This window comes from Curtobacterium sp. GC_Cur_3 (genome assembly GCF_026544205.1).
Lineage (GTDB): Bacteria > Actinomycetota > Actinomycetes > Actinomycetales > Microbacteriaceae > Curtobacterium.
In genome coordinates this window covers 19,405-32,868 of record NZ_JALNUI010000014.1, presented here as the reverse complement: position 1 = coordinate 32,868, position 13,464 = coordinate 19,405, and the positions used below count along the sequence as shown (strand labels likewise).

Below are 13,464 nucleotides of genomic sequence, written 5' to 3'. Positions count from 1 at the left end.
ACCGCACGCGCACCGCACGCAGACACCCCCGTCTCGCGCAGACACCCCCGTCTCGCCGCACCCACAGCGAGCACACCCTCGCCTGGGATGATCGCCACGTGACCCATCACAGCCTCGAGGCCTCCACCACCACCGCCATCGACGTCTTCACCGCCGAGCGCTCGCCCGTCCTCACGACGACTCCCGGCGACACCGTCACGGTCCACACCCTGAGCGCAGCCGGCTACACCGAACGCCAGCAGGAGCCGGGCGTCGACGTCGCGACGCTCATCGACCCCCGCCGAGGCCACTGCCTGGTCGGCCCGATCGCGGTGGAGGGTGCCCGCCCCGGCCAGGTCCTCGCGGTCCGCTTCGACGACCTCGTACCGGACGACTGGGGCTACACCGGCTCCGGCGGCGTCGACACCGAGCTGAACCGGGCGCTCGGGTTGGCCGACCCGTCCACCCGCGGCCCGCTCCTCTGGGACATCGACGTCGCAGCGGGCGTCGCGCGCAACCAGCTCGGGCTCGGTGTCCGCACGGCGCCGTTCCTCGGGGTAGTCGGCCTGCCGCCTGAGTCCACCGGCGAGCACTCCACGATCCCGCCGCGCCCGGTCGGCGGCGGCAACATCGACTGCCGCGAGCTCGTCGCCGGCGCGACGCTGTACCTGCCCGTGACGGTCCCCGAGGCGCTGCTCTTCGTCGGTGACGGCCACGCGGCCCAGGGCGACGGCGAGGTCTCCGGCACCGCGGTCGAGTGCGGCATGACCACGACGATGACGCTCTCGCTCCTCGACACAGCGCCGGTCGAGGGCATCCACGCCGACACCCCGGCCGGCCGCATCACGTTCGGCTTCGACGCCGACCTCAACGCGGCGACGGCGACCGCGCTGGACCGGATGGTCGACTGGATCGCCGGCACGCACGACATCACCCGCGCCGAGGCACTCGCCATGGCCAGCGTCGCCGTCAGCATGCGGGTCACCCAGGTCGCGAACCGCACCTGGGGCGTGCACGCCCTGCTGCCGCACGACGCGATCCTCGCCTAGCCGGCCACACCGCCGGACTGGAGGCTCGCCTCACGTGATAGACGTCGGGAACGCGAGCCGAGCCTCCAGTCCGGCGCCCGTGGTGCGCGTTCCTTCCCACATCGCCCGCGGTGGGAAGCGGAATCGCGCGTAGGGGGACGGAACTTCCGACCCGCTACGCGCGATTCGACTCGCTACGCGGGATTCGACCCGCTACGCGCGATTCGACCCGCCACGCGGGACGGGGCAGAGCACGCGCGCAAACACCCCGCCCGCACCAACCTCAGTGCGCGGAGTACCCGCCATCGACCAGGTGGTAGCTCCCGCTGATGAACGAGGCCTTATCGCTGAGCAGGAACAGCACCAACGCGGCGACCTCGGCGTCGGTGCCGAGGCGCTTCGCGGCGTGCTCGGCCTCGAGCGCCGACAGGGCCTCGGCCGACAGCGACGCCCGGACCAGGGGCGTGTCGATGAAGCCCGGGCCGACGGCGTTCGTGCGGACGCCCTGCGCCGTGTACTCGAGCGCCGCGACCTTCGTCAGGCCGACGAGCGCGTGCTTCGACGCCACGTAGGCGGCGTTCTGCGCGATGCCGACCGAGCCGAGCACCGACGACATGTTCACGATCGCGCCACCACCGGAGGCGAGCATCGCCGGGATCTCGTAGCGCAGCCCGTAGAAGACGCCGTCGAGGTCCACGCCACGGACACGGTCCCACGCGGCGATGTCGTACTCGCCGATCGGCTGCGGGGCGGCTCCGATGCCAGCGTTGTTCACGGCGAGGTGCAGGCCGCCGTAGGTGTCCACGGCGAACTGCACGGCGCGCTCGTTGTCGGCGGCGACGGCCGAGTTCGCCGTGAACGCGACGGCGGTCCCACCGGCCTCCTCGATCGCCCCGACCACGCGCTCGGCGGCGTCCTGCTTGATGTCGGTGACGACGACCCGCGCGCCCGCCGCGGCGAGCTCCTTCGCGATGGCCTCGCCGATGCCGCTGCCGCCACCGGTGACGATGGCGACCTTGCCCTCGAACTCGGACATGACCTGCTCCAATCCTCGGCAACACCTGTTGCCTATACATCGCACGATACACCTGCGATGCGCACCACGGACCAACCAGTTCGTTCACTGAACTAATGAGTTAGGCTGACGACGTGACCCACCTGAGCACCGACTTCCGCGTGGCCGTGAACCGGCTGTCCCGGACACTGCGTGCGCAGAAGGCCGACAGCACGATGAGCGACGCCGTGTTCTCCGCGCTTGCACGACTGCACCGCGAGGGCCCGCTGACCCTGGCCGACCTCAGCCGACACGAGGGCGTCACCCCACCGTCGATGACGAAGACCGTCGCCGCCCTGGTCGAGCTCGGCCTCGCGACGAAGGCCGACCACGGCGACGACCGCCGCAAGGTGCTCATCGCGACGACCCCGGCCGGTGCGGACTTCGTCGTCGAGACCCGACGCCGCCGCGACGACTGGCTCACCCCGCGCCTCGCGGTGCTCACGCCCGCCGAACGCCGCGTGCTCACCGAGGCCACCGACATCATGAGGAGGCTGGCCCAGCCGTGACCGCCATGTTCCGGTCCCTCTCGGGACGCAACTACCGCATCTGGTTCGCCGGGGCCCTCGTGTCCAACGTCGGCACCTGGATGCAGCGCACCGCGCAGGACTGGATCGTCCTGACGCAGCTCACCCACAACGACGCGATCGCGGTCGGCACGACGATGGCCCTGCAGTTCGGGCCGCAGCTCCTGCTCCTCCCGTGGACCGGCCTGGTCGCCGACCGCTTCGACCGACGCCGCACCCTCATGGTCACGCAGGCACTCATGGGCCTGCTCGGCCTGGGCCTCGGCATCATGGTCGTCACCGAGACGGCGACCCTGCTCTGGCTGTACGGCTTCGCCCTGGCGCTCGGCATCGTGGCCGCCTTCGACACCCCCGTCCGCCAGGCCTTCGTCTCCGACGTGGTCACCGGCGAACAGGTCTCGAACGCCGTCGCGCTGAACTCCGCCTCGTTCAACGCCGCCCGGCTCATCGGTCCGGCGGTCGCGGGCGTGATGATCGCCGCGGTCGGGTCCGGCTGGGTGTTCATCATCAACGCCGCGTCGTTCGCAGCCGTCCTCGGTGCCCTGGCGTTCGTCGACCCCGAACAGCTCGCCGACCGACCCAAGGCCAAGCGCGGGAAGGGGCAGATCATCGCCGGCTTCCGGTACGTCCGCAGCAGACCGGACATCATCGTGGTCCTCGCGATGATCTTCGTCGTCGGCACCTTCGGCGTGAACTTCCCGATCTTCACCTCGACGATGGCGCGGGTGGAGTTCCACAAGGGCGCCAGCGAGTTCGGCCTGCTCAGCTCCGTGATGGCGGTCGGTTCGGTGCTCGGCGCGCTCCTGTCCGCCCGCCGTGACCGCCCGAGGATGCGCCTGCTCGTCATCGCGTCCGGCGGGTTCGGGCTGGCGTGCACGGCGGCGGCCCTCGCTCCGACGTACTGGACCTTCGCGATCGTGCTCGTCTTCGTCGGCCTGGCGTCGCTGACGTTCATGACCACCGCCAACGCCCTCGTCCAGACCACCACCTCCCCCGCGATGCGCGGCCGGGTGATGGCGCTCTACATGGCCATCTTCGCCGGCGGCACCCCGATCGGCGCCCCCGTCGTCGGCGCCGTCGCGGACGCCTTCGGCCCGCGCTGGGCGATCGGCGTCGGTGCCGCGTCCGGCTTCGTCGCGCTCGCGATCGCGCTCGTCTGGCTCGTCCGCCACGAGCACTTCCGCCTCCGGTACGACGCCGACTCGCGGCTGCACCTCGCCGTCACGCACTCGATCCCGGTCGTCGGCGCGCCCAGGTCAGCCGCAGAGATCCGACACGACCTGCAGCGCGACGAGGCGCTCGCCGACCGCTCCAGCGCCTCCTGACGGTCCGGCACCCCACCGGACGGGAGGCTCCCCACCGGTCCGCCACCGAGCCTCCCGTCCGTTGGGCGCGACCGTCCGGCGGAAGCGACGCCGTCCGTGCACCTGCGCGCCGCGACCGCGCCCGTCAGCGGGCGGGTTCGGCGACCGCGAAGACGCGGTCCTCGAGCGCGGCGGCGACCCGTTCGGCGACCGCGGCGAGGCGGGCCCCGGCAGCCCGGGCGGCGTCGACGGCCTCGGCCGGCGGGATCCGCTGGAGCGCACGTCGGGCATCGCGGAGCTCGGCGAGCTCGTCGGTCACGACGCTCGACGCGACGTCCGCCAGGCACTCCTCGGCGCGCTGCGTCAGGAACAGCACCGAGCGTGGACTGCGTTCGTCGAGGAGCAGGAACGCCGCCGCCTCGGTGGCGGGTGCGCCCGGGCGGGATCCGCGGTGGAAGGCCTCACCGGCGCCGCACGCCCGGAGCGCCGTGCCCCACGACGTGGCGGAGGTGGGTTCGAGCAGTTCGGACGCCAGGAGCCGCGCGGTGGCGGCGCAGCGGGCGAGGGACCGGCCGAGCGTGAAGAACTCCCAGACCTCGTCGCGGCTGGCGTCACCCTCGACGACGCCGATCGCGAGGGCACTCCGCTCGCGCACCCAGCCGAGGAACTCGTGCTCCCGGCCGACGGCGATCTTGCGGGGCATCCGCGAGCGCGTGACGTTGAGACAGTCCCACAGCTCGGTCGACACGACGTCCCGGGCTCGGCGGGCGTCGTCCCGCGCCACGGCCACGGCGTTCGCGATGGAGGCCGGTTCGTGCCGGTCGAGTGCGAGCGCCTCGAGGGTCGTCGAGCGGTCGAGGACGGTCGCGGGACGGATCGCCGCGCCGGCGACGACGCGGAGCTCCCGGGCGATCGCGGGCTCCCCGGCTCCCGTGGCCGGATCGGACCGCGTCAGGTAGACGTCGAGCAGCCGCGCGATCACGTCGGCACGCTCGACCGCCGCACCGACGCGGAACACACTCCCGGCGAGTCGGCTCAGCACCGCGGCTCCTGCATCCCGTGAACCTACTGACCCCGCGTTGCGTCGGTGTTTCGGGGCCGCGTCACGGGTGTTGCGAGCGCGCGGACCGGCTCCATCGCTAGACAACCTAACTAGACCGCCTACAATCTCGATCATGAGTTCCGAGGTGACGACGAACACCACGGGGTACTGGTACGGCAACGGGTCCCGGGTCGACGCGGTGGACGTGCTCAACGCCCTCCGGCGCTACCGCACGGCCGAGAGCGCCGCACAGCGTCGCGCACGCGAAGCCCTGGGGATCGGTGAGAACGCACTCCTGGCCCTCCGCGTCCTGGTCGACGCCGAGGCCGACGGCCACGCGGTGAACGCCAAGGAGCTCGCGGAACGCCTGCAGATCACCCCGGCGTCGACGTCCGCGCTCGTCGACCGACTCGTGCAGAGCGGACACGTCGAGCGTCGACCGGACCCGAACGACCGCCGCGGGGTCATCCTCAGCGCCTCAGGGTCGTCGATGCGCCGTGCGATGACCGTCATCGACGAGCTGGACACCCGTGCGTTCGCCGTCGCCGAGCACCTGCCGTCGGTCGACATGGCCGTCGTCGTGGAGTTCCTCGAGGAGATGACCTCCGTCGTCGACGAGATCGACGCCGACAAGACGGCCAGGCGCGCCGACGGGCCCCGCTCGGTGCCCCCGCGGGCGTAGTCCGACGCGCAGCCTCGGCCCACCACCGCACGCGTAGCCTGCAGTCATGACGGAAGCCCGGCCGCACGAGCCCGAGGACGACATGCCTCTGGCCGAACTCGACGCCCGAGCCCGCGCGAACGCCGCACTCCGGCGCATCCGGGACGGCTCCGACCCCGCCCGTGAGGCCTTCGACCTGGCGAACACCATGAACGACGAAGCCGTCGGACGCCTCGGGACGAAGCTCCGACGGCTCTTCCGTCGCGACTAGTGCGGCGTGCTGCTCAGAAGGCCGTGCTGACCGCCGCGATGTCGTCACTGCCGTGGCCGGCGGCACTCGCGTCCGCGTAGACCCGACCGAGGGCGTCGAGGAGCGTCGTCGACACCCCGTTCGCCCTGGCGGCATCGGTGATGAGGCCGATGTCCTTCCGGAGGCCGTCGAGGGCGAACTGCGCGGGGAACTCCCCCGCCATCATCGACGCCCCCTTCGTGTGGGCGTAGGCGGAGTCGCTCGCCGAGCCCTCGATCGCCTGCAGGAACAGCGCCGGGTCGATGCCGAGCGACCGCGCGATGGCGAGGGACTGCCCGGTCGCCGCCGTGATCGACGCGATCCAGGCGTTGGCGGCGAGCTTCAGCGCGGTGCCCTCACCGACGTGCTCACCGGCACGGACGGTCTTGGCGCCGATCGCGTCGAGCACCGGGTCGATGGCGTCCAGCGTCGCCGCGGGTCCGGCCGCGAGCATCGTGAGCTTGCCCTGCTCCGCCGGGGTCTTCGTGCCGAGCATCATCGCCTCGACCAGGGTGATGCCGTACTTCGCCGCGATCTGCACGACGGTGTCGCTGCCCTCGACGCCGACGGTGGAGGCCTGTACCCAGACGGCGTCCGTCGGCGCGTCCCCCGCGGCCTGCTCGAGGACGTCGACCACCGCGTCGGCGTCGAAGAGCGTCAGCAGGACGACCTCGGCCTGCGCGACGGCACTGCCGGCGTCGTCCGCGACGGTGGCGCCGTGCTCAGCGAGCGGCTCGGCGCGCTCGCGGCTCCGGTTCCACACCGTCACGTCGTGTCCCTCGCGGAGGAGCGACTGCGCCACTCCGGCTCCCATGGCCCCTGTTCCCAGCACCGTCACGCGCACCGTGTGTCTCCGTCCTGCCGGTCGGCTCGGTGCCGTCGGCTCGTCGAACGGTACGCGGCGGCGACGCCCGGTTCTCAGAGGAGCCCGCGCGCCCGGAGCCAGACCGCGGGGTCGACCGGACGACCCGACACGATGACCTCGAAGTGCAGGTGCGGCCCCGTCGAGACGCCCGTGTTGCCGACCGCCCCGATGCGCTCCCCCGCGGTCACGACCTGCCCCACGCGGACGCCGATCTGGGACAGGTGCCCGTAGCGTGTCTGCAGGCCGTCGGCGTGCTGCACGAGGACCTGGTTGCCGTACCCGCCGAGCACCCCGGCCGACACGACCACGCCGGCCATCGCCGCGACGGCCGGGGTGCCGACGGGGGCTGCGAAGTCGAGCCCCTCGTGGTTCGTCGAGCACGCCGCACATCCCTCGACCCAGCGCGACCCGAAGCCGCCCGCCACGGGGACGGAGCCGTCGACCGGACGGACGACCGACGAGCCGTCCGGGAGCGCTGCGCCGAGGATGCCGCGCGGCACGCGGCCAGGGGCTCGTTCGACGGAGAAGCCGTCGCGGTCGGCGTCGATGGGCGCGGACCCCGTGGCGCGGTACTCCTGCGCGTCCATGGCGGCGATCGGCGCGGTGGAGTCCGACACGACGTCGTTCGGCGTCGCGAGGGCCGACTGCGGCGAGGCGACGGTCACGAACAGGCAGGCGGCGACCGCGGTGGCCGTCAGCGGGACGGTCCGACGGTGGTGACGGGTGGGCCCCGGTGCGGCGGGAGGGGACACCGCCGCACCGGAGGACTGTGACGGACCCGGTGTGGGTCCGGAGCTGCTGGATGACCGCGACGCACGGGACGCCCGTGCCGCCGCGGTGTTCGCTGCGCGGCGATCGGCCCCGCGCGGGCGCTTCGGCAGCGCGTCGTTCGTCGTCATCGGGCAGCGGAGCGGGTCAGACGCGGACGGCGCCGTCGGCGTGGATGCGGTCGAGCTCCAGCGCGACGGCGTCCATCACCGCGCGGGTGAGGGCGTCGGCGACGGCCTCGACGAGCACGAGCTGCTCCGGACGGACGCTGACCACCTGCGGGAGCGCGGACGCGACCCGGACGGGGATGTCGTCGATCGCGGCGACGAGCGCGGCGGGGACGAGCATCGACCGGGCCGCGGCGACCGGGGCCGACAGTGGTGAGGTCGGAGCCGGCGCGGGCGGTGCGACGGGGGTCGTCGTGCCGTGTGGTCCGCCGAGGACGGCACGGTCGTGCCGCTGGGAGACGGCGTCGAAGAGCGGGGTGGAGGACATGCTGCTGACCTTCCGATCACGGGGTGAGGTCCCTGTTCCGTGTTCGGGCGGCGGGACCGTGCCCGGCGTGGGCACGGCCTCCATTCAAGCACTGATATTTCGTATCTGCAATAGCAGGAGTGCTCAGTCGGGTTCGACGGCCTCGCTCGGGTCGTCGCGGTGCAGCGCGCGGCGGACCCGCTCGACGATGGTCGCCGGCGGGTTGTTGTACGCGTTCGCGGGTTCCTGGCCGCTCATCGCCTGGATCGCGGCCATCACCGCGTCGGTCGCGTGGCGCCGTGCACGTCCGGACGAGGCCTCGCCGAAGGACGACAGGTCGAGCGGCTCGCCGAATTCGATCGTCACGCGGGCGAGCTTCGGGACTCGGGAGCCGACGGGCTGCACGTCCTCGGTCCCGGTGAGCGCGACGGGCACGACGGGCGCGCCGCTCGTCAGGGCCAGCCAGGCGACGCCGGTCCGCCCGCGGTAGATCCGGCCGTCGAGCGACCGGGTGCCCTCCGGGTAGATCGCGAAGGCCTCGCCCTCCTGCAGACGGGCGAGCCCGAGGTCCAGTGCCTGCTGTGCCGCGGCACCCGCACCCCGCTCGACGCCGATCGCGCCGATCGCACCGAAGAACGCGCGGGAGACCCCACCGCGGAACCCCGTCCCGGTGAAGTACTCCTGCTTCGCCAGGAACGACACCTTGCGCGGGGCCATGATCGTGATCGCCGGGGAGTCGATGAAGGACCGGTGGTTGCTCGCCAGGATGACGGCGCCGCGCTTCGGGACGTTCTTCCGCCCGACGATCCTCGGACGCCAGAGCACCCGTGCGAGCGGTGCCACCACCCCACGTCCGAGCACGGTGGCGAACATCGACGAACCGGACACCTGGAGCCTCCTCGGGGCGAGAGGTACCGAGTGTAGCCACGGGTCCGAGGGGCACATGCCGACGGCGGCATGCACCCCGAGGTCACTCCGCGGCGGCCACCACGTCGAGCACGGCACGGCCGTAGGACTCGAGCTTCGCGGCACCGACGCCGGAGATCTCGGCGAGCTGGTCGACGTCGGACGGGCGGACCGCCGCGATGCCCCGGAGCGTGGCGTCGTTGAAGACCACGTACGCGGGGACGCCCTGCTCGCGGGCCTGTGCCGCACGCCATGCCCGCAGGGCCTCGAACAGGCCGACGGCCTCCTGCGGCATGTCGGACACGACCGTGCGGCGGCCACGGCTGGCACGAGGCGCCTTGACCGGGTCGCGGCGCATGAGGACCTGCACGCGACCGGCGAGGACCTCGGCGCTGCTCTGGCTGAGGACGAGCGTGCCGAAGCCGTCACCCGACACCGCGGCGTAGCCCTGCGCGAGGACCTGTCGGGCGACGGTGCGCCACTCGCCCTCGGACAGGTCGGCACCGATCCCGAAGGTCGCGAGGGACTCGTGCTTGAGTTCCTGCACGCGCGGTGACTGCTTGCCCACGAGGATGTCGACGAGGTGCGCGACGCCGTAGCGCTGTCCGCGCTCGCGGTCGAGCCGCACGATGGTCGACAGGAGCTTCTGCGCCGGCACGGTGCCGTCCCACGACTCGGGCGGGGCGATGCACGTGTCGCAGTTGCCGCACGCGGTCGATTCCTGGCCGAAGTAGGCGAGCAACCGCACCCGGCGACACTCGATCGTCTCGCAGAGCGCGAGCATGGCGTCGAGGTGTGCACTGAGCTGACGGCGGTGCGCGGCGTCGCCCTCGGACTGGTCGATCATCCGGCGCTGCTGCACGACGTCGTTCAGCCCGTACGCCAGCCACGCGGTGGAGGGCTGGCCGTCACGCCCGGCACGGCCGGTCTCCTGGTAGTAGCCCTCGAGGGACTTGGGCAGGTCGAGGTGGGCGACGAAGCGCACGTCGGGCTTGTCGATGCCCATGCCGAACGCGATCGTGGCGACCATCACGATGCCGTCCTCACGCAGGAAGCGGGACTGGTTGCGCTCGCGGACCCGGACGTCGAGCCCCGCGTGGTACGGCAGCGCGGGGATGCCCTGGTCGACGAGCGCCGCGGCCGTGCGCTCGACCGAGTTGCGCGACAGGCAGTACACGATGCCCGCGTCGCCCTTGTGCTCCGTGCGGATGAACGTCAGCAGCTGCTGGAGCGCGCCCGTCTTGGGTTCGATCCGGTACTGGATGTTCGGTCGGTCGAAGTCGGCGACGAAGTGCTCGGCGTCGTCCAGCCCGAGCCGGCCGGAGATCTCACGGTGCGTCTGCGGGGTGGCCGTGGCGGTGAGCGCGATCCGCGGCACGGTCGGCCAGCGCTCGTGCAGGACGCTCAGCTCGAGGTAGTCCGGGCGGAAGTCGTGGCCCCACTGGGCGACACAGTGGGCCTCGTCGATGGCGAACAGGGCGATGCGGGCGCGGTCGAGCAACGAGCGGGTGGACTCGAGCTTCAGCCGCTCGGGCGCGAGGTAGAGCATGTCGACCTCACCCTGCACGACGGCACGCTCGACGCGGGCACGCTCGTCGGGGCCCTGCGTGGAGTTGAGGAACGCGGCCTTGACGCCGTTGGCCGCGAGGGCGTCGACCTGGTCCTGCATCAGCGCGATCAGCGGCGAGACGACGACCCCCACGCCGTCGCGCACGAGCGCGGGCACCTGGTAGCAGAGCGACTTGCCGCCACCCGTGGGCATGAGCACCAGGGCGTCCTGCCCCGAGACCACGCGGTCGATGATCGCCGCCTGCTCGCCGCGGAAGTCGTCGTACCCCCACACCCGGTGCAGGACGTCGAGCGCCGCGGTTCGCGACGGGGACGCGTCGGGCACGACGGCGGCCGAGGTGGTGCTCATGCGTCCAGCCTACGGGCGACCGACGACACCCATCCCGCTGTCCACAGGGTGCGCGGTCAGCTGTCGGCGCCGGCGACCGACCCGGCGGGCGCGACCGCGGCGGTGGACCCGGCCACCCCCTCGGAGCGAGCCGGTGCACCCGACCAGCCGAGGCCTCCCGGCTGGACCCACCGCGTGCCGCCCGCCCAGGTGGGGACCATGCCGCGGAAGCGCGGGGTCTCGGCGCCGGGGAAGCGCCGGTCGAGTCCACGCCAGTGGGCGAGGAACTCGACCATGCCCCAGTACGCGAGCGACGTGGCGAGCGTGACGAGCCAGCCGACGACGGTGCCGTTCGAGGAGTCGAGGTCGACCTTCGACCACCCCGGCGCCTGGAGCACGAAGATCATGATGTTGTTGAAGGCGTGCTGCAGGACGGTGGCCTCGAGCCCGCCAGTCCGGAGCACGATGACCGCCGCCACGAGCCCGAACGAGCCGACGTCGAGGATGCCCCAGACGTTGTAGCCGTTGGGGATGTGCAGCAGGGCGAACACGACGGTGGAGACGAGGACGGCCACGACGGCGCCGACCTTCCGCCACGGGATCCAGGCGCCGAGGGTCTGCATGAGGAAGCCGCGGAAGACGTACTCCTCTGCTGCGCCCTGGAACGGCACGAGCAGGACGACCATCGCGATCGTCAGGGTGAGGGTCTGGACGGAGACGGTCGACTGCCCGATCGCGTCGTGGTCCCACCCGAGGCCACCGGCGAACGTGAACATGCCCCAGGTCTGGACGAAGAACATGATCGCCGCGATGACGAGCGTCGGCAGCAGGCACCACGCCGCCCAGCGCCAGCGCACACGGAAGCGAACCGACGACAGGGTGTTCGCCGGGCCGAGGCGCGCGATCTTCACCGCGAGCAGGATCCCCGGCAGCAGCACGACGAGCGACACCAGGGACAGCGACAGCACGATCGGGTCCGTCGGGTCGAGCGCGCCCTGCTGCAGGCTCTGCTCGAGGTCGAGGAGCCCCTGCGGCCCCTGCGTGGCCCCGATCGGCACGAAGTAGGCGACCGTGATGAGGATCTGCGTCGCCAGGTACCACCCGGCGAAGAACGCGAGGGCCACGAGCGGACGCCACCAGCGCCAGCGGCCGTGGACGCGGAAGAGACGGTGGTAGGGAACGCTCACGGTCGCACAGTACCGGTGAGGGCAGGATGGGACCCGTGATCACCGTCGTGCTGGGCCTCTGCGGCGCGCTCGTGTACGGGTTCGCGGACTTCCTCGGCGGCCTGGCGTCGCGGCGACTCCGGCCCGTCACCGTCGCCGCGTTCGCGGCCGTCGTCGGGATCGCTCCGCTCCTGGTCGCGCTGGCACTCGTCGGCGGTCGGGCCTCGTGGCAGGCCACCCTCTGGGGCGCGGTCGCCGGCGTCTCCGGCGCGGTCGGCGTGCTCCTGCTCTACGCGGCGCTGGCGATGGGGCCGATGAGCGTCCTGTCGCCGCTGACCGCGGTGTTCGCCGCCGTGGTGCCCGTCGTCGTCGCGCTCGCGGGCGGGACCGTGCTCTCACCGGTGGCGATCGGGGCGCTGGTCGTCGCGGTCGTGGCCGTCGTGCTCGTGGCGTCGGTCCGGGACCCCGGTGGCGCTCGGCTGACGGCGCGCGGCGTGGTCACGGCAGCGGTCGCCGGGTGCGGGTTCGGTGGGATCGTGCTCGCCTTCAACGAGACGCCGGCGGACTCCGGCATGGCCCCGCTGGTGGTCGCGCGGCTGCTGCAGGCGGTGCTGCTGGGAGCCGCGGCGGTGGCTGCTGTCCTCCGGACAGGAGGCTCCTCCCGCGTCACCGACTCGGCCGGCGCTCCCGACGTGGCCGGTCCCCCGGCCGTCGCCGGCACGGTCCGACGGCTCGCGCTGGTGGTCGTGGCGTGCGGGGTGTTCGACGCCCTGGCCAACGTGTTCATCCAGACCGGGCTGCACTCGAGCACGGACCCGTCGACGCTGCCGGTGATCAGCGTGCTCAACGCGCTCTACCCGATCGGCACCGTGCTGCTCGCGGGGATCGTACTGCGGGAGCGGCTCGCCGCCCTGCAGGCCGTGGGCATCGGCCTGGCGCTGACGGCGTCGGTCACGCTCGCGCTCGCCTGAGTCAGGCGCGATCGTCTGAGTCCGGCGCGATCGTCTGAGTCAGGCGCGATCGCCTGTGTCAGGCGCGATCGCCTGTGTCAGGCGCGATCGCCTGTGTCAGGCGTCCGGGATCAGGCGCTTGCCCATCGACACCGTGTGGTCGTCGGCGTAGCCGAGCGACTCGTAGAAGCCGATCACCTGCTCGTTGCCCGCGCGCACCTGCAGGTTGAGCTTCGGGCAGCCGAGGTCGGTGAGCAGCCGTTCGAACTCCGCCATGAACGCGCGCCCGAGCCCGGAGCCCTGCAGGTCGGGGCGGACCGCCAGGTAGTTGACCCAGCCGCGGTGTCCGTCGAAGCCGGCCATCCCCGCGGCGACGACGGTGTCGCTCTCGGCCTCGGTCGCCACCAGGAACAGCTCGGGCTGCACGGTCAGCTTGCGGGCGATGTCCCGCCGCGGGTCGTTCCACGGACGGACCAGGCCGCAGGACTCCCACACGGCGACGACCGCCTCGGTGTCGGCAGGGGTGAACGGACGGATCACGTGTTCCACCCCGC

Annotated in this window: 15 protein-coding genes; 6 read left to right on the top strand and 9 right to left on the bottom strand. The window is 72.4% G+C overall.

Annotated elements, in window-relative coordinates; translation table 11 throughout:
- Positions 1 to 98 precede the first annotated feature (98 nt).
- Positions 99 to 1,028: an acetamidase/formamidase family protein gene (locus OXR63_RS09110; RefSeq protein WP_267422140.1), complete on the top strand. Its 930-nt coding sequence runs from the start codon at positions 99 to 101 to the stop codon at positions 1,026 to 1,028.
- Between the two features lie 262 nt (positions 1,029 to 1,290).
- On the opposite strand, the gene OXR63_RS09105 is transcribed toward OXR63_RS09110, so the two are convergent.
- Entirely contained in the window at positions 1,291 to 2,043 is a 753-nt protein-coding gene (locus tag OXR63_RS09105) for an SDR family NAD(P)-dependent oxidoreductase (RefSeq protein WP_267422138.1), read from the bottom strand.
- A gap of 113 nt (positions 2,044 to 2,156) precedes the next feature.
- On the opposite strand from OXR63_RS09105, the gene OXR63_RS09100 reads away from it, so the two are divergent.
- Positions 2,157 to 2,570 carry a MarR family winged helix-turn-helix transcriptional regulator gene (locus OXR63_RS09100; protein WP_267422135.1) on the top strand — a complete coding sequence of 138 codons (414 nt, stop codon included), beginning with the start codon at positions 2,157 to 2,159 and terminating at the stop codon, positions 2,568 to 2,570.
- The gene (locus OXR63_RS09095; protein ID WP_267422132.1) at positions 2,567 to 3,913 is read left to right on the top strand and encodes an MFS transporter; all 1,347 of its coding nucleotides are present in this window, start codon (positions 2,567 to 2,569) and stop codon (positions 3,911 to 3,913) included. Before OXR63_RS09100 ends, OXR63_RS09095 begins: the two co-directional genes overlap by 4 nt.
- Before the next feature lie 124 nt (positions 3,914 to 4,037).
- On the opposite strand, the gene OXR63_RS09090 is transcribed toward OXR63_RS09095, so the two are convergent.
- A complete protein-coding gene (locus OXR63_RS09090) occupies positions 4,038 to 4,934 on the bottom strand; it encodes an alpha-E domain-containing protein (protein WP_267422130.1) in 897 nt (298 codons plus the stop codon).
- Positions 4,935 to 5,067: 133 nt separating this feature from the next.
- Between OXR63_RS09090 and OXR63_RS09085 the strand changes: the two genes are divergently transcribed.
- Positions 5,068 to 5,616, top strand: a complete 549-nt coding sequence (locus OXR63_RS09085) for a MarR family winged helix-turn-helix transcriptional regulator (RefSeq protein ID WP_267422127.1) — start codon at positions 5,068 to 5,070, stop codon at positions 5,614 to 5,616.
- A gap of 46 nt (positions 5,617 to 5,662) precedes the next feature.
- Positions 5,663 to 5,866: a hypothetical protein gene (locus OXR63_RS09080; RefSeq protein WP_194660125.1), complete on the top strand. Its 204-nt coding sequence runs from the start codon at positions 5,663 to 5,665 to the stop codon at positions 5,864 to 5,866.
- A 13-nt stretch (positions 5,867 to 5,879) separates the two neighbouring features.
- Here the strand turns inward: OXR63_RS09080 and OXR63_RS09075 are convergent, their stop codons facing one another.
- From OXR63_RS09075 to OXR63_RS18405, 6 genes are all read right to left on the bottom strand, one after another.
- Entirely contained in the window at positions 5,880 to 6,722 is an 843-nt protein-coding gene (locus tag OXR63_RS09075; protein WP_267422272.1) for an NAD(P)-dependent oxidoreductase, read from the bottom strand.
- Between the two features lie 80 nt (positions 6,723 to 6,802).
- Positions 6,803 to 7,501, bottom strand: a complete 699-nt coding sequence (locus OXR63_RS09070; protein ID WP_267422123.1) for a M23 family metallopeptidase — start codon at positions 7,499 to 7,501, stop codon at positions 6,803 to 6,805.
- 163 nt (positions 7,502 to 7,664) lie between these two features.
- On the bottom strand, positions 7,665 to 8,012 hold the full coding sequence (locus OXR63_RS09065; RefSeq protein ID WP_267422121.1) for a hypothetical protein: 348 nt from the start codon (positions 8,010 to 8,012) through the stop codon (positions 7,665 to 7,667).
- Positions 8,013 to 8,135: 123 nt separating this feature from the next.
- Positions 8,136 to 8,864, bottom strand: a complete 729-nt coding sequence (locus tag OXR63_RS09060) for a lysophospholipid acyltransferase family protein (RefSeq protein ID WP_267422119.1) — start codon at positions 8,862 to 8,864, stop codon at positions 8,136 to 8,138.
- A 97-nt stretch (positions 8,865 to 8,961) separates the two neighbouring features.
- Positions 8,962 to 10,815 carry a DNA helicase RecQ gene (gene recQ / locus OXR63_RS09055; protein ID WP_267422117.1) on the bottom strand — a complete coding sequence of 618 codons (1,854 nt, stop codon included), beginning with the start codon at positions 10,813 to 10,815 and terminating at the stop codon, positions 8,962 to 8,964.
- 56 nt (positions 10,816 to 10,871) lie between these two features.
- Positions 10,872 to 11,981, bottom strand: coding sequence for a CPBP family intramembrane glutamic endopeptidase (locus OXR63_RS18405; RefSeq protein WP_267422115.1), 1,110 nt, complete (start codon positions 11,979 to 11,981; stop codon positions 10,872 to 10,874).
- Between the two features lie 35 nt (positions 11,982 to 12,016).
- On the opposite strand from OXR63_RS18405, the gene OXR63_RS09045 reads away from it, so the two are divergent.
- Positions 12,017 to 12,931: an EamA family transporter gene (locus OXR63_RS09045; RefSeq protein WP_267422112.1), complete on the top strand. Its 915-nt coding sequence runs from the start codon at positions 12,017 to 12,019 to the stop codon at positions 12,929 to 12,931.
- A gap of 96 nt (positions 12,932 to 13,027) precedes the next feature.
- Here OXR63_RS09045 and OXR63_RS09040 read toward each other — a convergent pair whose 3' ends face one another.
- On the bottom strand, positions 13,028 to 13,459 hold the full coding sequence (locus OXR63_RS09040) for a GNAT family acetyltransferase (protein WP_267422111.1): 432 nt from the start codon (positions 13,457 to 13,459) through the stop codon (positions 13,028 to 13,030).
- Positions 13,460 to 13,464: the final 5 nt, after the last annotated feature.